An 18,180-nucleotide genomic window follows, 5' to 3' on the forward strand; every position below is an offset into this window, starting at 1 on the left:
CAGGCCTACACCCAAATCACAATGGAAAAGCAACAATTCACCATAACGGTTTTCACAGAGAACTACAGCGGCCTGATGTCACGGGTGGTTTCCGTCTTCAGCCGCCGCCATATCAATATCGAGAGCCTTACCACCAGTCAGTCTTCCCAGCCGGACATCCACCGTTTCACCATCGTGGTCCAGGTTACGGAAGAAATGGTCAGGAAACTCGTCGCCCAGCTCGAAAAGCAAGTCGATGTACTTAAGGCCTTTTATTACACTTCCGAGGAGGTCGTCTACCAGGAAATCGCCCTCTACAAGGTGCCTACCCATGTCTTCAGCAACAGCGAAAATGTAGAGCACCTGATCCGCAAGCACAATGCCCGTGTGCTGGTAATTGAACCGGAGTTTATCGTCCTCGAAAAGACGGGCCATGAGCATGAGACTACCGCGTTCTTCCATGAGCTGGAGAAAATCGGCATCTACGAGTTCGTCCGCTCCGGCCGGGTGGCGATTGTGAAGCCTATGGAACGGTTGAACCGGTATCTACAGGAGTTAGAAATAGAACAAACCAATACTTAGGCATCACACAGCTAGATCAAGTGGCAGGTCTGAAATATCTTTAAGCCGCTTGCCTTCAATCATGATGTTAAGGAGTTGTTGATTGTCATCATTTCCTATATCCTGTACAGCCTGTTGTAACTCGTATAGCGCAAAGTGGTAAACACAATCAATATCACCGGTTCCTAATGCAATAGAGCTGATCCGGCTGGGGGTAGGTTCCGCAGTAACGATAACAATATGCGGCGAACGCCCTTTACGATTTCTTAGAAGGTTTAAAGCTTCTGACCTTGCATTCTGTGCCCGGTCGCTTCGCAAGGTCCATTTACAAGATATACTTGCGTGCAAAATGGGGGCTGAATTGGCACTTTTCCTCAAAGAACTCTGCCTGTTGGCATTACCATCAACCAGTGTATCATAAAGGTTGATGTGGTCATCGCCTTCCGGATCCCTTAAAATGACTATGTCCGGAGAAATAGAATAATCATTGCCCAACGCTGCGGCCAGCACCTGATTGTTCGTTGCAAGTGCTTTCAGGTCAATGAGATGAGCGTATTGCTCAAACCGGGCAATAGACTCAGAGGCTCTTGACCTTACCTGTTCAATCGTCCATTTTCCAGGACGGAGGTGGCTCAACTTCAAAAATGTTGCTTCAAGGTACGCACTGGTAAAGACCTCGAATTGATTGCCAAGTGTTTGCCCGGAAAGTCGACCTTCTTTTGACTCACCTCCAATAGCTGTATAAATGTGGCTTGCAACCTCCCGGCTAAACACCTGACTATTGTCCGCAAAGTTGGGAACACCTTCTTTATTTGTGAAGATCAGTTCATCTAAAAGCCGTTGATGAAACCTGGATCTTTCGGAAGAAATCAACCCACCAATCATTTTTTTGTGATTTCAGAGAATGCAAATTCAAGTTCAATTCCTGGTTTATCGAAAACTTGTTCTTTCCGCAAAGCAGAAGCGATCGCTCCTCCTATGACCTTAGCAACAGGAGGCGGAAAAGCATTGCCAACCTGCCGGTAAGAGGCCGTTTTTTTTCCGGTAAACACCCACTCCTCCGGGAAGCCCTGAATGATAGCTGCCATCCGGACGGTCAGTTTAGGTGTTCCTTCGAAACCAGGTCCGGGGGGTTCATCTGCCAGGCTTTTCCCGTTGACCCCCAGCTCAAGCCAAGCCTTCTTTGCCCTTGTGGGTCCGAGGTCTGCGCCTCCATGCTTCTTCGACCCTCCCACGATAGTCGGTGCAATAGCATTTGCTTTGTTTTTCCAGGCTGCTGCACCTTCCCATCCATTGGACTTCATTTGCTGATAAAGTGCCTCTCCAACAGTGTGCCTTTTTTCTTCTGTCTGTGACGGCCAGTTAAAATAGGGCCAGTACGCTTCCTTTAGTGCAACCAATATGGCGCGGGGACGCAACTGAGGCACGCCGTAATCAGCAGCATAAACCAATTTCCAATCTCCCAGATACCCAAGTTGCTCAAGCTTACGAAGTATTTGCTTCCGGTAGTTTGCGAACTTCTTGCTCATCAAACCTTTGACGTTCTCAATCATCACAGCTTTTGGACCGGTTTCTTCCACCAGCCGAAGAGCATCAGGGAATAAATCCCGTTCATCATCCCACCCCAACTGTTTGCCCGCCACTGAAAATGGCGGGCACGGAACGCCCCCGGCAAAAAGATCAATTCCTTTGAAAGGCTTGCCATCAAACTTACGGACATCATCTTCGATAACGTTCCACGAAGGACGGTTATACCTGAGTGTATTACAGGCATGATGATCTACTTCAACTAATGCAACATGATCGAATCCCGCTGATTCCAAACCAATGGCTTGCCCTCCTGCACCTGCACAGATTTCCAACGATGTTAGCTGATTATTAATCGCACTCATTTAAAACATTTCAGCTAAAATACACTTTTTGTTTCAAAAAATCTAATCCTCCAAAATCCCCTCCCGCCGGGCATCCTCCGTGTAGCCATGAAGTTGTACCGGTGCTTTCTTGCGATCCGCCCGCAGCCGCATGTTGAGGAACTCCACAAAAAGGGAAAAAGTAATGGCAAAGTAGAGGTAGCCCTTTGGGATTGTGCCCACTTCTGAACCGGCAATTGAAAAGTGCGCCAAATGTGCGCCTTCGGCAATCAGCATGAAGCCGATCAGGATCAGGAAGGCCATGCCCAGCATTTGTATGGTTGGGTTTTTGTTGACAAAACTAGCCACCGGATTGGCAAACAGCATCATGATGAGCACAGAAACTACCACGGCAATGATCATGATCATCAACGCACCGGTCACCCCATTCGTCATACCTACCGCAGTCAGGATGGAATCAAAGGAGAATACGATGTTGATAAGGGTGATCTGAATGATCACGTTCGTCAGGGATGCCTTGCCTTTCGGAGTCTCATCGTGCGGGTCTTCTTCCTCAAGCTTGTGGCGGATCTCGGTGGTGCTTTTGTACAGCAGGAACAGCCCGCCTATGATGAGAATGATGCTCTGCCCGGAAAACCCACCATGCATCCATGAAGTATGAATCTCGAACCAGGGCTCTTCCATAGCCACCAGAACAGACACCCCAAACAGCAGCACAATGCGCAGCACCATAGCCAGAATCAGCCCAATATTGGTGGCTTTGGGGCGCTCTTCCTCCGGCAGTTTGCCGGAAGCAATGGAAATGAAGATGATGTTGTCAATTCCCAGTACAATTTCCAGAAAAGTAAGCGTCAGCAGGCTCATCCAAACGGCTCCGCTGGCAAAATCGGGCATGATAAAATCCATGGTGCATCAGTTTTTCTGACCGCAAGTTTACGAAAATCCCGCTTAGCTATGGGGCAGGCCCTCCTTTCATTTTTTACCTTTACAAAAAAAGCGACGACATGAAGTACCGCCGCCTACGTAATGAGGAGCTAAAGGAACTGGAAAAGGAATTCATCAACTTCCTCGCTGCCAATCAGGTAACGGCCGATGATTGGAAAAAAATCAAAGAGGAGGATAACGACAAAGCCGACCGCCTGATCGAAATTTTCAGCGATATGGTCTTCGATAAGGTGCTGGAGGATGTGGAGTACCTGGAACATAAAACACCGCACGACCTGAAGGCCTTCCGCTTCGGGGAAGAACAAGCGGAGATGAATGGGCTGAAAATTGAAGGCGAGTCTTCCGTCGACCTTACTCAGCAACAAAGTCCGCAGCAAATGCAGGAGCAGCTGAAGCTAACCGGCGCCAGGCTCAAGCTCTACACTGCCGAGAAAAAATACGCCGAGTCCCGAAAAATGGAAATCTTTCACCTTATGGAAGGAGGAGCCCTCATCTCCCGGGATGGTGCGCTGTTCAAATCTTTGGAATCCCTAAAAGCATAAACCCTATGCGCCTCCTTACTTTTGCAAGCCTGCTATTGCTTTCCATCTTCGCGGGTGCACAAGATGCGCTGAATGTCAGCCTTTTCGGTCAGTACAACCCTGGTGACGGGCGGGCTTCAGGTTCCTGGAGCTATGTGGGGGCTGATGGCACTGAATATGCCCTGTTGGGTGCACAGACCGGCACTGCTGTCGTCGAAATCGGTACCAATGGCAGCCTCACGGAACGCGCATTCATTCCCGGCCCGCCTTCCAACTGGCGGGAAATCACGGTAGTAAGCGACCATGCCTATGTCGTGACAGAAGGCGGTGCCAATCCCCATCCCGGCATGCAGGTCATTGATTTGAGTGGATTGCCTCAGAACGCTTCCTTAGTGACAACCTATAACTCCCAATTCAACCGGGGGCACATCATACAAAAGGACATTTTTCAGGAACAGCCCTACGTGTTTGTCTGCGGGACCACCACCACTTCCGGGGTGCATATCATTGATGTCTCAGACCCGGTCAATCCTCAGCAGGTGGGGCTTTATCAGCCGGGGTACTACATCCACGACTGCCACGTCAGAGGAGATATCCTCTTCGCAGCCGCTTTCTTTGAAGGAACTATGGATGTTTTAGATATTTCCGACCCGGCAAACCCAGTGCTCCTCAACCGAATGTCTTATCCCGGCGGAAATACCCATAGCATGACCACTACGCTGGATATGAACTACCTCTTCCTGTGTGATGAGCAGGATGGGCTTGTGGCTCGTATGTATGACATTTCTGACCTTACCGAGCCGGTACAAGTTGCTACCTACACCGCCAATATCCAAAGCCTGGTGCACAACCCGTACATCCGGGGCGACTTCATGTTTATCACCCACAATACAGAAGGTCTGCGCGTGCTCGATATTGCAGACCCAGAAGTCCCAGTGGAAGTTGGCTACTTCGACACCTACCCCGGTCAGAGCGGCGGCTTCAGTGGGCTTTGGTCGGCTTGCCCCTATCTGCCTTCCGGCAAAATCATAGGCGGCAATCGGGAAGACGGTCTTTACGTTTGGGAGTTTAACAACACCCAAGCCAATCGGTATTACGGGCAAGTCATCGATAGTTTGACTGGCGCCCCCATCGTCAATGCTGTTATCACTGCCCCTGAACTACCAGGGTTCGCACTGACTACAGATTTTGACGGCGCCTTTGCTTCCGGCACCTTGTCCAGCAGTATCACCCTGCAGGTCACCCGAAGTGGCTACGTGACCAAAACCCTCGAAGTGGACATAGAACCCGGCACCGGTACCGAATTCACAGTAGCGCTTAGCCCCATCAGCACTGCTACTCAAAACGAGCGGCAAAAATACCAGGTCCGCACCTACCCTGTCCCCGCCACGCAGCAACTCACCATCGACCTTCCGGATTTGCCGAAAGGCGCTACTGCGGCATTACTGTCTACAGAAGGGAAAGTCCTGAAAAGTTGGCCTGCGCTACCCAAAAATCAGCTGCGCGTAGAACGAAGCAGCATTCCGGCCGGACAATATCTTTTTGTGGTCTATGCTTCGCAGGGAGCAATACTTACCACTGCCCCTGTCGTTTTTCGTTAGTCCGTAATCTTGCAAGCTTGGTTTTGTTAAGCTTGCTTAGCCTGCAACTCTCTTCTATGGGTGAATCTCCTTTTCGAGCTGCCAATACCGAAAACAAAGCCAAACCCAATACCCCAGCAGCCCCAGGGAAACAACAGGCCAAACCAGTATAAAAAGCAACGCATTCACCTCAAAATAAGACAAACCCGTGCCATTGGCCACATTGATTATAAAATCAGTACAATACACATAAGCCCTAATAATCCATTCCATACCACTACTCATACCGAAGTGATTTGATTTTTCGCCGCATTCGGACCACGCCAATCAATAGCAGCAACATCATAAATGGCCACCCCGCCCCAAGCAATAAAACATTCGACAGCCCATAAGCCCCAGTACCAGCCAGTAACCGGATAATCCCAAAGTAAGCCCCTTTCAACCACTCCGCAGGTGGATGCTCAACATGGTGATTGAGGCAGTATTCAGTATCATCATGACAACGCCAGGTACAGCGGTCCGGGTCGCCTTCAGAGGGGTTGATGGCAGGAATGGAAACGCCATAGGTAACGCCGCCTTTGTACTTGAATACACCAGGCTGCCGCCATCGGGAAACCTCATTGACCACTACCATAATCAGGTAGGGTAAGAGCAGAAGCAACAAGTATTTCATCCGGGAAAACATATCCTACTCCTCCCCCTCCAGCAAATCCGGGCGACGGGCACGGGTGCGCTCCACCGCCTTGTCCATCCGCCATTCTTCAATCTTTTTGAAATTGCCGGACTTAAGGATGTCTGGTACTTTCCATCCCCTAAACTCCTCCGGGCGCGTGTACACAGGTGGCGCTAGTAGATTGTCCTGAAAAGAATCCAACAAAGCCGAAGTTTCATCATTCAATACTCCCGGCAGCAGGCGCCCGATCGAATCTACCAGCACTGCAGCAGGCAACTCGCCCCCCGAGAGCACAAAATCACCAATGGAAATCTCCATCGTCACCAAATGCTCCCGGATGCGCTCGTCAATGCCTTTGTAATGCCCGCAGATGATCATCAGGTTTTCCTTTAGAGAAAGGCGGTTGGACAGGCCTTGGTGCAGGCGTTCCCCATCAGGGGTCATGTAGATGATCTCATCGTAGGCACGTTGAGATTGCAGGTCCTCAATGCAGTTGACCAGGGGCTCCAGCATCATCACCATACCTGCTCCACCGCCGTATTGGTAGTCATCTACCTGCCGGTGCTTGCCGATGCCATATTCCCTCAGATTCTGCAAGTGTACCTCCAGCAGGCCTTTGTCCTGCGCCCGTTGCATGATGGAGTGGCTGAGCGGGCTTTCCAAAAGCTCCGGCAAAACGGTGATGATGTCGATGCGCATGTTCCCTTTTTTCTGCAAATGTAGCAATTCGGACGGAAGTCCGCCCTACCACAAACAGTCCTGATAATCGGTCAGCATATGAAATAACAAACCGACCGCTACAATTCGTGTTTTGGGCAAGAATAGCAGCAAAAAGTAAGCACCGATAGCCGGATAGGAATGCAACGGGTGGAAGCCAATACTGCAGCGCCCCGGATCAAAGATAGGGTCTGCCAGCAGATGGTCCAGGTCTACGAGCATAGTAGCGAGCATGATCAGCCACGCCCGCTGCCATTGGGAACGGAAAAACAGGTAAGCCAATAAGCCGGGCGCCAGAAAGTGCAGGCTGTAGTGGACCAGCGGTTGGAGCAATGCCATTTCCAAGCAATTTTTCGATGCTGTAAAACACAACAGGCACTCCCGGCTATCCCGGAAGCACCTGTCGACATTTTCTTATCCTGAAAGGGCTTACTGGATTTCCAGCAGTTCCACTTCGAAAATCAGGGTTTCGTATGGGCCGATCTTGCCGCCGGCGCCACGCGGCCCGTAAGCCAGATCAGATGGAATATACAACTTCCACTTAGACCCCTGAGGCATAAGCTGCAGCGCTTCCGTCCAGCCTTTGATGACCTGATTTACCCCAAATGAAGTAGGCTCGCCACGCTCTACGGAACTGTCAAACACAGTGTCATCGGTAAGTGTGCCGTGGTAATGGACTTTCACCTTGCTGGTTTCGGTAGGCTTAGGGCCGTTGCCTTCCTTGAGCACTTCGTACTGCAAGCCACTATCTGTAACCTTTACTTCCTCGCGCTTAGCATTTTCAGCCAGGAAAGCCTTGCCCGCTTCGATTGCATCGGCGTGCTTTGCCTGCTGCTTTTTCATCATGTACTGCTGAACGACCTGATTGGCCTCCTCCGCTGTAAACTTAGGCTCGTTGCCCGCCAGTACATCGTGAATCGCCGTAGTCATAGACGTTTCGTCCAGGTTGTCAAAGCCCTGGTTCTGCAGGTTCTGCGCTAAAAGTACGCCCAGTGCGTAGCTAAGTGAATCCATTTCCTGTGCTTTTGCTGTGGTCATTGTGAACAGCCCTGCTAACATAAGGACTGATAGAATTGTTTTATTCATAAATACTTTGATTTTCTGTTCTGCTGAAACGCTGCGAAGAAAAGAAAATTATAACGCTTTCAATAACCCAGGTAAAAAAAGCTGCAAACATTGACCCGGATAAGCCCTTTCAATACCGTAGACTTTTTTACGACAGATCTCACTTTATGAAAATTAACATACCTGAATCCGACCAGGAACGCATCGTTATTGTAGGCGGTGGATTTGGTGGGCTGACCCTTGCCCGCGAACTCAAAAAACAAAACTACCAGGTCGTTCTGATCGATAAAAACAACTATCATCAGTTCCAACCGCTGTTTTACCAGGTGGCCATGTCCGGTCTGGAGCCCAGCTCCATCGTTTTTCCCTTCCGGAAAGCTTTTCAGGGCGAAAAGAACATCTTCATCCGGGTAACGGAGGTGGAACGGGTGGACACGGACCAAAAGCAGCTCCATACCCCACTCGGCATCTGCAACTACGATTATCTGGTCCTGGCCATTGGCGCAGACACCAATTTCTTTGGCAATGAGGAAATTGAACAAAAAGCCCTGCCCATGAAATCCGTTTCAGAAGCGCTGCACCTGCGCAACCGTATCCTCACCGATTATGAAATCGCGCTATCCGTAACGGACTACGAAAAACGGCAACAACTGATTGACATCGTCATCGTTGGTGGAGGGCCTACTGGTGTGGAAGTAGCAGGCGCTCTGGCGGAAATGAAGCGTTATGTCCTCCCCAAGGACTACCCACAGCTGAATACCGATGAGATTGACATCCACCTGGTGGAAGGGGCTGACCGGCTGCTGTTGGGCATGTCGGAAGAAGCCGCCCAAAAAGCGCAGGAATTTCTCGAGGGGCTGGACGTTAAGGTTCAGCTAAATGCTATGGTCACCGGATTTGATGGAGCGTACGCCACACTGAGCGACGATTCAAAAATCACTACCCATAAGCTCATCTGGGCAGCCGGTGTAGCAGGCAATAAAATGCCGGGGCTGCCAGATGAAGCGTTAGTAAAAGGCCGCAGGCTCGCCGTAGACCGCTTCAACCGGGTACAGGGCACGCAGGATATTTTTGCCATTGGCGATATTGCTTACATGGAAGAGCCCGACTACCCCAAAGGGCACCCACAGGTGGCACAGGCTGCGATGCAGCACGCCAAACAATTGGGCAAAAACTTCAAAAGGCTATCAAAGGGCAAAGAAATGGAACCTTTCTCCTACAAGGATCTCGGTTCTATGGCCACTATCGGCCGCAACCGTGCCGTAGCCGACCTGCCCGGCTTTAAATTCCAGGGGGCTTTCGCATGGTTGATATGGCTGTTTGTACACCTCTTCCAGATTTTGGGAGCCAAAAACAAAGTGTCCATATTCCTCAACTGGGTCTGGAACTACCTAACTTACGACCAATCCCTGCGCCTAATCATCCGCCCCAAGGAAGGCCCTGCGGACGTCGCACGGGAATGATGGAATTTTTACATAAAAAGGAGCAACCCAAATTCCGGATTGCTTGTTAGGCGGACAGAAAAAAGTCGTACCTTTGCGGCTCAAAATCACGGTGCGGGGCATGAGCTCCATTCCAAAAATCCTAACCGAATATAACAATACAAGCGACGGATAATGAAACACACCACCTCCTTCGATCAGTTTGTGACCCGCCACAACGGGGTTTCTAATAGGGATCTGCCGAAAATGCTTGAAACTATTGGCGTACCGTCACTGGATCAGCTTATCGACGAGACTGTGCCGGACAAAATCCGCCTGAAAAAGGAAATGGACCTGCCGGAAGCCCTGACGGAATTTGACTTCCTCAACGAGCTGAAGCGCACCGCTGCCAAGAACAAGGTTTACAAAACCTACATCGGCATGGGCTACCACGGCACGATCACGCCTTCGGTTATTCTCCGCAACGTCTTCCAAAATCCGGGCTGGTACACACAGTACACCCCTTATCAGGCTGAAATATCCCAGGGCCGCCTGGAGGCATTGCTCAACTTCCAGACCATGGTGAGCGATCTCACGGCTCTGCCGATCGCTAATGCTTCACTCCTGGACGAAGGCACGGCTGCAGCGGAGGCAATGACGATGTTCTACAGCCAGAAGAACAAACGCAACAAAGGGGAAGCCATCAATCAGTTCCTCGTTGCCGATACCGTCCTGCCACAAACCATTGAGGTATTGATGACCCGCGCTAAGCCACTTGATATTGAAGTAGTGGTAGGCAACTGGAAGTCATTTGAATTGACAGATAAAGTCTTCGGTATGCTGCTGCAGTATCCGGACCGTACCGGTAAGGTAGAGGATTACCGGGCACTGGCAGAACAAGCCAATGACAAGGAGGTCTACCTGACTGTTGCAGCCGATATCCTCAGCCTTGCCCTGCTCACCCCTCCTGGTGAATGGGGCGCAGATGCTGTGGTAGGCAATACGCAGCGTTTTGGAGTCCCCATGGGCTACGGTGGCCCGCATGCTGCTTTCTTTGCCACACGTGAGCAATTTAAGCGGCAGATTCCCGGGCGCATCATTGGGGTTTCTGTGGACCGGCATGGACAGGCTGCCTACCGTATGGCACTTCAGACCCGCGAGCAGCACATCCGCCGGGAGAAAGCGACCTCAAATATCTGCACCGCACAGGCACTTCTGGCTGTAATGGCTAGCATGTACGCTGTATACCACGGGCCTAAAGGCATCAAAGCCATTGCCCGCCGGGTACATGAACTCGCAAAGATTCTGGACCAAAACCTGCAAGCTCTGGGTTATGAGCAGCAGAATGGGCATTACTTCGACACCCTGAGCATCAAAGCGGACGCCGGGCTTATTCAGGCCATCAAAACTGAAGCTCTGAATCAGGAGACCAACTTCTGGTATACCGAAGACAGCATACAAATCAGCCTGGACGAGACGGTAAACCTCGCAGAAATTGAGCGCCTCGCTGCACTTTTCGCTAAAGTGAAAGAGCAACCTGCCAGCTTCACAGCAGAAGTGAAAGAAGGGCTTCAATTGCCAACTGCACTGGAGCGTTCCTCCGGCTATCTGACGCATCCGAAATTCAACAGCTATCATACCGAAACGGAAATGATGCGCTACCTCAAGTCACTGGAAAACAAGGACTTGTCCCTCATGCATTCGATGATCCCTTTAGGTAGCTGTACCATGAAACTGAATGCGGCTACAGAACTGATCCCGGTAAGCTGGCCAGAGTTTGCCAACGTCCACCCTTTTGCTCCTGTCGATCAGGCAGCAGGTTATTTCCAAATCTTCCGCGAACTGGAAGCCTGGCTGAGCGAAATTACCGGCTTTGCCGCTTGTTCTTTACAGCCCAATTCGGGCGCACAGGGCGAGTACGCCGGCTTGCTGACCATCCGTGCCTTCCACGAAGCCAACAGCGACTTTCACCGCAATGTGGCGCTCATCCCGGACTCTGCTCACGGTACCAACCCGGCAAGCGCAGTCATGGCAGGCATGAAAGTCGTAGTTGTGAAGTGTGATAATCAGGGGAATATCGACCTGGAAGACCTCCGCGCAAAAGCAGAGAAGCATAGCAATGAGCTGTCCGCTCTGATGGTCACCTATCCGTCTACCCACGGTGTATTTGAGACTGAAATTCAGGAAATCTGTAAAATCATCCACGATAACGGCGGTAAAGTCTACATGGACGGTGCCAATATGAACGCGCAGGTCGGCCTGACAAGTCCGGGCATTATTGATGCCGATGTTTGCCACCTCAACCTGCACAAGACTTTTGCCATCCCACACGGTGGCGGTGGCCCCGGCATGGGTCCGATTTGCGTCAACGAAAGCCTGAAGCCCTTCCTCCCTAACCACAGCGTGATTCAAACTGGCGGAAATCAGGGCATCGGAGCAGTCAGCGCAGCGCCATTTGGCAGTGCCAGCATACTCCTGATTTCTTACGCTTACATCAGAATGCTGGGCAAGAAGGGGCTCACGGATGCCTCAAAAGCAGCCATCCTGAATGCCAATTACATCAAAGCCCGCCTTGAAAGCGCCTATGATGTGCTCTTCACCGGCAGATACGGCCACTCCGCCCACGAGCTCATCATTGACCTGCGCCCCTACAAATCGGTGGCTTCCGCAGAGGATGTGGCCAAGCGTCTGATCGACTACGGTTTCCACGCCCCCACCCTTTCCTGGCCGGTGCCCGGCACCATTATGGTCGAGCCTACGGAAAGTGAAAGCAAAGACGAGCTCGACCGCTTCTGCGATGCCATGCTTTGCATTCGGGAGGAGATCGATGAGATTGCCCGGGGCGAAGCTGCCGAGGACAACAACGTGCTGGTCAACGCCCCACACGCCCTGCAGCTGATCACCATGGATGATTGGCACCTGCCTTACTCCCGGTCCAAAGCGGCTTTCCCTCTACCCCACTTGCGCTTCGAGCATAAGTTTTGGGTCAGCGTAGGCCGCGTAGACAATGCCTTCGGCGACCGCAACCTGGTTTGCACCTGCCCGCCGATGGCGGCTTATGAGGAGGATGCGCTAGGCTAGGATTTCGATAGCAAATGATTATAGCTACTTCACCCTCAGGTTCTCGTTGAGCCTGGGGGTGATTTGTTTTCCCGGAAGCCCATCGGAGCCATTCACCAAAAGACAGCCCTGCCGATGAACCATCAACTGGGCTGCCATTAAAACTGGGGTTTACAGGGTAACGAGCAGATACTGGATCAGCATCTGCCCGAAAACGGTTTTAGGTGTTTATTCGTATGCTGTGGGACGGTGAAAACTACCGGGGCGCAACCACTAATTTACCCTGCTGCGATCCTTTCCGGCTTTGGGTTCTCAACCGATAGAAATATATTCCTGAAGACAGGTGGCTTAGGTTAATTGATTCGTTATAGCTGGTGATAAGCCCATCCCAGACCAATGCGCCAGCAGCACTGAAAAGTTGAAGCTTAAGGGTTTCTCCGGTGGTATTCTCCACGAAAAGCTGGCCCTGAACCGGATTAGGCGCCAGCGTGGCAAAGTCTGGCTGTGCCAATGATTCTCCAACCGAAGAAACCTCACTGCACAGTATGGATTCCTGAAACATCCAGGTTTCCTCAAGAAAGGTGTTATAATCCTCTGCGAAAGGGCCAACCTCAAAAATACCGTCATGCCCACCGCCTTCCAGTTTATAGAAGTAATCCTTCAGTCCTACTTCATCTGCACGGGCATGAATCACTTCACTGCCTTCGAGCAGCAGTGCTCCTGCTGCTAATCCTGTATTGATGAATACGGTACCATCATCGGTACCATGATAGCTCGCAAGAGGGGGCTCATCAGCCGCTACCCAATCTGCATCAATCAGCCCTCCGCTGAGGTTAATAACGCCCTGAACGGAGGAGGATACATTCATAAAATCGCTGGACTGCCCTTCCAAGCCTCCTTCTGTAATCAGGAGTTGTTCTATGTATTCCGGGGCCATATCTTCGGCATCCCAGTATGCGGTATGCAAAGCTGCGATTGCCCCTGCAGAATAACCACCCACGAAAATAAAATTCGTATCCACCCGGTAGGTGTTGGCCGTCATGGCGTCATTGCGAAAATAACGGACTGCCGCTTTCATGTCCTGCATACAGCGGATCAGGCCTTCCGCTGCATTGACGGAATCTAAGCCCGTTACCTGTAGCTTCCGGTAATCAATAGTTGCTGCTACATAGCCTCTTTTGGTGTATTCCGTGCAGAGGTAGTCCATTTCTGTACGGCTGCCAAATATAAAGCCTCCACCGTGAGCAAAGATGGCGACTGGCCGGGCAGCAGCGGTGTCTCCTTCCGGTTCGTAAACATCCATAATGAGTGCTTCCGTCACACCGTAATTGACATTTTCACCGTACTGTATGGTCGATATTTCAACCTCCGTAAAGACTTCATTGATGAAACGGTCGCCGTCACAGCTGCCGACGGTCTGAGCAGCTGCCACTGTGCAGAACAGCCCGAATGCGAGGAAGAGGATTAAGTATTTTTGCTTCATGCTTAGGTTGTTTTAATGGTTTGAATAAACGTTAGCATTTTTGAATGCCGTAAACCTAAGCGCAGCACAATTTTCGGGACTGGACATTTGTTCCAAATACTAGCATAAATGTTCAAAAGCCTTTATTTTCCGGTATTTTCCCGGAATTCAGTAGGCGTCATACCTTCTTCCTGCCGGAACAGGCGGGCGAAGTAATTGGGATCATTAAACCCGCATTGGTAAGCAATTTCGCTAATGGGATGGTTTGTTTGCTGCAAGCGTTTTTTAGCTTCGCTGAGGCGAATGTCCCGGATGAAGCGCCCAGCTGAATGTCCGGTAGTCTGCGTAAGCTTTCGGTGGAGCTGCGTACGGCTGACTGCCAATGCTCTTGCCAGCTCTTCCACACCAAAAGCAGGAACATCAATATGCTCCAGTACGCATGACCGGGCATCGGAAAGAAAAGCCTGTTCAGGGTCTTCAGGGCTGACTGTTATCCTACCCTCGATTAGCCCCTCGTAAAATTCTTTGAGCTGTTGGCGCAACTCCAAAAGCTTTCTTACCCGGATCAGCAGCTCTTTTTGCAGGAAGGGTTTAGCCAGATAAGCCTCAGCGCCCAACTCCAGCCCGTGCAGCCTCGAGGGCGCATCAGCCTTTGCGGTAAGCATAATAACGGGAATATGGCTGGTCAACGGGTTCTCTTTCAATGCCTGGCACATGGCATAGCCGTCCATTTCGGGCATCATGACATCCGTGACAACAATATCGGGGATTTCCGAAATGGCCAGCTCCAGCCCGGCTTGCCCGTTACCTGCCTCCAATACCTGATACTCACTCTTCAGGCAGTAATTCAGGTACTGCCGCAAGTCTTTATGGTCTTCGACAATCAATACAGTGGGTTGCTTATTACCGATATCTGTTGCTTCCGGGGCGTTGCCTGATTCATCGGAGGCACCCGGTGCCAGCTTGGGAGCGAGATTGACCTCCTGCCGGATTTCCGCTTTTTGGGTAACGGGCAGAGTTACGGTAAATCTAGAGCCGCTTTCCGGTCCGCTTTCCACCAGTATCGTGCCCCCCATGAGCTGCACCAACTCCCGGGTCACTGCCAGCCCGATTCCAGTGCCTTGTATGCTATAAGCGGCGGCTGCGCGCACCTGATAAAACCGGTTGAAAATCTTCTCCTGCTCTGCCAGAGCAATTCCTGGTCCGGTATCGACCACTTCAACCTTTAAGTACCGGCGGTCACCAAGCACCCTAAGGGTGATGGACCCGTTGCGGGGCGTAAATTTTACAGCGTTAGACAAGAGGTTATCCAGAATCTGCTGCAAATAGCCAGGGTCAAAATCCATAAAAAAGGAATCAGGTTCCCCCTCAAACGTCAATTCAATTGCTTTTTCCCGTGCCAGCCCTTCAAAAGAAGCCACAACATATTTCAGAAATACCATAATATCCGATTGCACTGGCATTAGCTGTACTTGCCCTGCATCCAGCCTCGATAAATCCAACAGCTGATTAACCAGGCGCAGAAGCTGCTCACCATTTGACCGGATAAGTTGCAGCGTTTGCTGGACAGGAGAAGGCAACTGGCTTTTGAGTTGATCACTCAGCCCAAGAATGAGGGTAAGCGGTGTACGGAATTCGTGGGTGATATTAGTGTAAAGGTGAGATTGCAGGGCGTTTATTTCGCGCAGACGCCGAGCCTCAATGCGTTGTTGAAGCGCTCTGGCTACCAGGAACACCACTCCGGCCGCAAGGAGCAGATAAAGCACCCGGGCCCCGTAAGTCCACCACCATGGCTGGGCAATTTGAATACTCAAAGTTGCGGCAGCACCTCTCCAGGCACCATCTCCGCTCGCCGCCTGAACTTCAAAAGTGTAATGCCCTGCTGGCAGTTCGTTATAAACAGCATAATTACGGGCGCCGGCCGTTTCCCAGTCCTGCTCAATGGGCATCAGCCGGTAACGATAGACATTCTGTTCTGTTGGTTTATAATTCACTGCGCTAAAGTGAATGGACAAGTCATTTTGATGATGGCCCAGCTTAATCTGATCTGTATAGGGCAGTTCCTGCTGCAGCGGTTGCCCGGGGCCGGGAGTCGCCACCTGATTATTGATGTGCAACCGGGTCAGCACCACTTCTGGCGACAAGGTGTCCACACTCAGGCTGTCCGGGTGAAACAGCAACGCACCACTCCCACTCCCAAATGCCAAAGCGCCATTTCGGAGCTTAGCCCCTTTTGAATAAGGATGGTACCAGGTCAGTCCTGGCTGAAGCCAGGTGCTGGCATCATAAGCATTCAATACCTGACACCGAAAAGGGTCAAACTGTACAATGCCACGGGCGGTATTGATCCATAGGAAGCCTGAATCATCCTCCAGGATTTGACGGCAAAGACCGATTGCCTCATGTGTTTTTTCGGGCAGTCGGATCAATGATTTTTTATTTACATCAAAACCGATCAGCCCACTGCTATGCGTAGACAACCAGGCGATGCCATCCTGATCGAAATGAATGTCCTGTATGCCATAATTAGTAAGGTGTTCCGCCAGTACCTCTCCCTTTTCGGAAATATGATACAGCCCGCTTTGATTACGCCCCAGAAAGAGGCTGTTTCCCGGCCCTGTTTCAATGGTTATGAGCCCGTTTTTATAAAGAACCAATTCCCAGGTACGGGTTTCCGGAAAAATTTTGTACACACCAGTATCAAAATTAAGACCCCACCAGAACCCGGAATCCGAAGGGAACACCTGCGAAAAGCTCGCCTCATCATTAATGCCCCATTGCTCCAGGGTGCCCTCGGCTGCATTCAAAAGTAGCCCGCCGGCAGAGTTACCCACAATCAAACGCCCGGGCGCATATTCTCCAATGGAATACAGACGCCCTTTACCCGTCCCAACCGGAAACCGGCTGATATCAATCACCTTCGAATAATCTCCGCTACGAGGGTCCCATTCCGCAAGACCGTTGGTATAGGAAACCAACCAAAGCTTGCCTCTGCTGTCCTCTTCGATATCACCCACCGCAGGGGGAGCTGCATTTGAACCGCTTGATGGAAATTCAAGAAACTGGAAATGTTCGGATTGCGGGGCAAACTTAAACACCCCGGACTGCCAGGCGGAAACCCATATATTCCCGGTCTTATCAACGATAAGATCAGAAATATTCCCCTCACGGAATGACTTATTCCGGTTGCGAACATCAAAGAAGCGTCCTGTTGAAATATCCAGCCGCTGAATATTTTGGAATCCAATTCCACCATAGGATTGAACCCATAGTTGCCCCCTGTTATCCTTTGCGATTCGGCTAACATAATCAAAGTTCAGCCCATGAGTTGAAGCGGTATCTGCCCGGTAAGCCTGAACTGACCGGGTGCGTGTATCGATGCGTAAAAGACCTTTGTTCATCGTGCCCGCCCAAAGGGTATGAGGGGGATCGAAATAAGCCTGTGTGATAAAATTTTCAAACCCCTCTCCGAAGCTATATCCGGGTAAAGGAGTAAAATGCCCGGTTTCAGGGTTCCAGCTGCAAAGCCCTGACTCTGTGGGAATCCAAATATATCCGTTTTGATCCTGTGACATTTGCCCACTGACCGCATTAGAAATCAGAGAGTTGGCATCATTGGCATCGTGGGTATACTGTGCCACGGCAGGACTTTCGCCTTCTGTTCCGGCAGGTGTGATGACGAATACGCCATGGTCATACGTCCCCACAATAAGCCGCCCCTCCCGGTCTTCAAAAAGGGAATTGACGCCTGATTCCACCGGTAGAAGACCTCGCTCAGCCAATGTATCGAATTGATAGGGCAGGAAACGGTCCTGCTCGGGGCGGTATTGATACAATTTACACTTTTGATTCAACAGCCCCAGCCAAATTCGCCCCTCCCGGCCTTGGCACAGGACAGGGTAATCCCGGTTAGGAATACTGTCGCGGTCGCCATAACCAGCCCGGTAAGTTTTCATTTCATACCCATCGTAGCGGGCGATCCCCGAGTAGGTGCCCATCCAAAGGAAACCATGGCTATCCTGAATAAGATCAAGCACGGAAGGGTTAGGCAAACCATCTTCCACCCCGATACGGTCAAAGGGAAGGTTTAGGGTTTGTGCAAGCCCTACATTCGGCAACAGCCCCAAAAGCCATAAGAGCACCATACCGCTTAGCGGAAAAACAGGGCTCCAATCGGGCTCCAAATAAAGGAAGTACCAGTGCTTTTCAGGGCTTGAAGATTTCATCAACCGGGGGTTACTGGACATTAGTGCAATGAATGACTGTCCAAAACTGATCATTTTGTTCTCAATTATGAAATTTTTACTGATATTTAATCTCAAACT

Annotated in this window: 14 protein-coding genes; 5 read left to right on the forward strand and 9 right to left on the reverse strand. The window is 50.9% G+C overall.

Features of this window, described 5'->3' with window-relative positions; all coding sequences use genetic code 11:
- Window positions 1–21 precede the first annotated feature (21 nt).
- Window positions 22–561: an acetolactate synthase small subunit gene (ilvN, locus tag IX84_RS24215; RefSeq protein WP_044226955.1), complete on the forward strand. Its 540-nt coding sequence runs from the start codon at window positions 22–24 to the stop codon at window positions 559–561.
- 3 nt (window positions 562–564) lie between these two features.
- Here the strand turns inward: ilvN and IX84_RS24220 are convergent, their stop codons facing one another.
- From IX84_RS24220 to IX84_RS24230, 3 genes are read right to left on the reverse strand one after another with little or no spacing between them, the layout of a single operon-like run.
- A complete protein-coding gene (locus tag IX84_RS24220) occupies window positions 565–1,425 on the reverse strand; it encodes an NgoMIV family type II restriction endonuclease (RefSeq protein WP_044226959.1) in 861 nt (286 codons plus the stop codon).
- Window positions 1,422–2,432: a DNA cytosine methyltransferase gene (locus tag IX84_RS24225; protein ID WP_044226961.1), complete on the reverse strand. Its 1,011-nt coding sequence runs from the start codon at window positions 2,430–2,432 to the stop codon at window positions 1,422–1,424. The genes IX84_RS24220 and IX84_RS24225 overlap by 4 nt, the downstream gene beginning before the upstream one ends.
- Window positions 2,433–2,474: 42 nt before the next feature.
- Complete coding sequence (locus IX84_RS24230) at window positions 2,475–3,317, reverse strand: TerC family protein (RefSeq protein WP_152605218.1); 843 nt, start codon at window positions 3,315–3,317, stop codon at window positions 2,475–2,477.
- A gap of 98 nt (window positions 3,318–3,415) precedes the next feature.
- Between IX84_RS24230 and IX84_RS24235 the strand changes: the two genes are divergently transcribed.
- A complete protein-coding gene (locus IX84_RS24235; protein ID WP_044226963.1) occupies window positions 3,416–3,898 on the forward strand; it encodes a DUF6495 family protein in 483 nt (160 codons plus the stop codon).
- Between the two features lie 5 nt (window positions 3,899–3,903).
- Window positions 3,904–5,478 carry a choice-of-anchor B family protein gene (locus tag IX84_RS24240; protein ID WP_044226964.1) on the forward strand — a complete coding sequence of 525 codons (1,575 nt, stop codon included), beginning with the start codon at window positions 3,904–3,906 and terminating at the stop codon, window positions 5,476–5,478.
- Between the two features lie 256 nt (window positions 5,479–5,734).
- On the opposite strand, the gene IX84_RS24250 is transcribed toward IX84_RS24240, so the two are convergent.
- From IX84_RS24250 to IX84_RS24265, 4 genes are all read right to left on the reverse strand, one after another.
- Window positions 5,735–6,130, reverse strand: a complete 396-nt coding sequence (locus tag IX84_RS24250) for a hypothetical protein (protein WP_152605219.1) — start codon at window positions 6,128–6,130, stop codon at window positions 5,735–5,737.
- A 15-nt stretch (window positions 6,131–6,145) separates the two neighbouring features.
- Entirely contained in the window at window positions 6,146–6,829 is a 684-nt protein-coding gene (gene trmD, locus IX84_RS24255; RefSeq protein ID WP_044226969.1) for a tRNA (guanosine(37)-N1)-methyltransferase TrmD, read from the reverse strand.
- A gap of 45 nt (window positions 6,830–6,874) precedes the next feature.
- Complete coding sequence (locus tag IX84_RS24260) at window positions 6,875–7,186, reverse strand: DUF6122 family protein (protein ID WP_044226972.1); 312 nt, start codon at window positions 7,184–7,186, stop codon at window positions 6,875–6,877.
- Between the two features lie 90 nt (window positions 7,187–7,276).
- Window positions 7,277–7,861, reverse strand: coding sequence for an FKBP-type peptidyl-prolyl cis-trans isomerase (locus tag IX84_RS24265; RefSeq protein ID WP_044227292.1), 585 nt, complete (start codon window positions 7,859–7,861; stop codon window positions 7,277–7,279).
- Between the two features lie 218 nt (window positions 7,862–8,079).
- On the opposite strand from IX84_RS24265, the gene IX84_RS24270 reads away from it, so the two are divergent.
- Both IX84_RS24270 and gcvP read left to right on the forward strand, forming a co-directional pair.
- Window positions 8,080–9,375 carry an NAD(P)/FAD-dependent oxidoreductase gene (locus IX84_RS24270; RefSeq protein WP_044226977.1) on the forward strand — a complete coding sequence of 432 codons (1,296 nt, stop codon included), beginning with the start codon at window positions 8,080–8,082 and terminating at the stop codon, window positions 9,373–9,375.
- A gap of 153 nt (window positions 9,376–9,528) precedes the next feature.
- The gene (gcvP, locus tag IX84_RS24275; protein ID WP_044226980.1) at window positions 9,529–12,414 is read left to right on the forward strand and encodes an aminomethyl-transferring glycine dehydrogenase; all 2,886 of its coding nucleotides are present in this window, start codon (window positions 9,529–9,531) and stop codon (window positions 12,412–12,414) included.
- Between the two features lie 235 nt (window positions 12,415–12,649).
- Here gcvP and IX84_RS31480 read toward each other — a convergent pair whose 3' ends face one another.
- Both IX84_RS31480 and IX84_RS24285 read right to left on the reverse strand, forming a co-directional pair.
- Window positions 12,650–13,876 carry a T9SS type A sorting domain-containing protein gene (locus tag IX84_RS31480; protein WP_052516357.1) on the reverse strand — a complete coding sequence of 409 codons (1,227 nt, stop codon included), beginning with the start codon at window positions 13,874–13,876 and terminating at the stop codon, window positions 12,650–12,652.
- Window positions 13,877–13,998: 122 nt separating this feature from the next.
- On the reverse strand, window positions 13,999–18,081 hold the full coding sequence (locus tag IX84_RS24285) for a two-component regulator propeller domain-containing protein (protein WP_160213910.1): 4,083 nt from the start codon (window positions 18,079–18,081) through the stop codon (window positions 13,999–14,001).
- Between the last annotated feature and the right edge of the window lie 99 nt (window positions 18,082–18,180).

Source organism: Phaeodactylibacter xiamenensis, assembly GCF_000759025.1.
Classification (GTDB): Bacteria; Bacteroidota; Bacteroidia; order Chitinophagales; family Saprospiraceae; genus Phaeodactylibacter; species Phaeodactylibacter xiamenensis.

Excerpts from the sequence above, each read along its gene's own strand:
- IX84_RS24270 (WP_044226977.1), top strand. The coding sequence starts at position 8,080 with ATGAAAATTAACATACCTGAATCCGACCAGGAACGCATCGTTATTGTA.
- ilvN (WP_044226955.1), top strand. The coding sequence starts at position 22 with ATGGAAAAGCAACAATTCACCATAACGGTTTTCACAGAGAACTACAGC.
- IX84_RS24235 (WP_044226963.1), top strand. The coding sequence starts at position 3,416 with ATGAAGTACCGCCGCCTACGTAATGAGGAGCTAAAGGAACTGGAAAAG.
- IX84_RS24260 (WP_044226972.1), bottom strand. The coding sequence starts at position 7,186 with ATGGCATTGCTCCAACCGCTGGTCCACTACAGCCTGCACTTTCTGGCG.
- IX84_RS24250 (WP_152605219.1), bottom strand. The coding sequence starts at position 6,130 with ATGAAATACTTGTTGCTTCTGCTCTTACCCTACCTGATTATGGTAGTG.
- IX84_RS24225 (WP_044226961.1), bottom strand. The coding sequence starts at position 2,432 with ATGAGTGCGATTAATAATCAGCTAACATCGTTGGAAATCTGTGCAGGT.
- gcvP (WP_044226980.1), top strand. The coding sequence starts at position 9,529 with ATGAAACACACCACCTCCTTCGATCAGTTTGTGACCCGCCACAACGGG.
- IX84_RS24285 (WP_160213910.1), bottom strand. The coding sequence starts at position 18,081 with ATGAAATCTTCAAGCCCTGAAAAGCACTGGTACTTCCTTTATTTGGAG.
- IX84_RS24265 (WP_044227292.1), bottom strand. The coding sequence starts at position 7,861 with ATGGATTCACTTAGCTACGCACTGGGCGTACTTTTAGCGCAGAACCTG.
- IX84_RS24220 (WP_044226959.1), bottom strand. The coding sequence starts at position 1,425 with ATGATTGGTGGGTTGATTTCTTCCGAAAGATCCAGGTTTCATCAACGG.
- trmD (WP_044226969.1), bottom strand. The coding sequence starts at position 6,829 with ATGCGCATCGACATCATCACCGTTTTGCCGGAGCTTTTGGAAAGCCCG.
- IX84_RS31480 (WP_052516357.1), bottom strand. The coding sequence starts at position 13,876 with ATGAAGCAAAAATACTTAATCCTCTTCCTCGCATTCGGGCTGTTCTGC.
- IX84_RS24240 (WP_044226964.1), top strand. The coding sequence starts at position 3,904 with ATGCGCCTCCTTACTTTTGCAAGCCTGCTATTGCTTTCCATCTTCGCG.
- IX84_RS24230 (WP_152605218.1), bottom strand. The coding sequence starts at position 3,317 with ATGGATTTTATCATGCCCGATTTTGCCAGCGGAGCCGTTTGGATGAGC.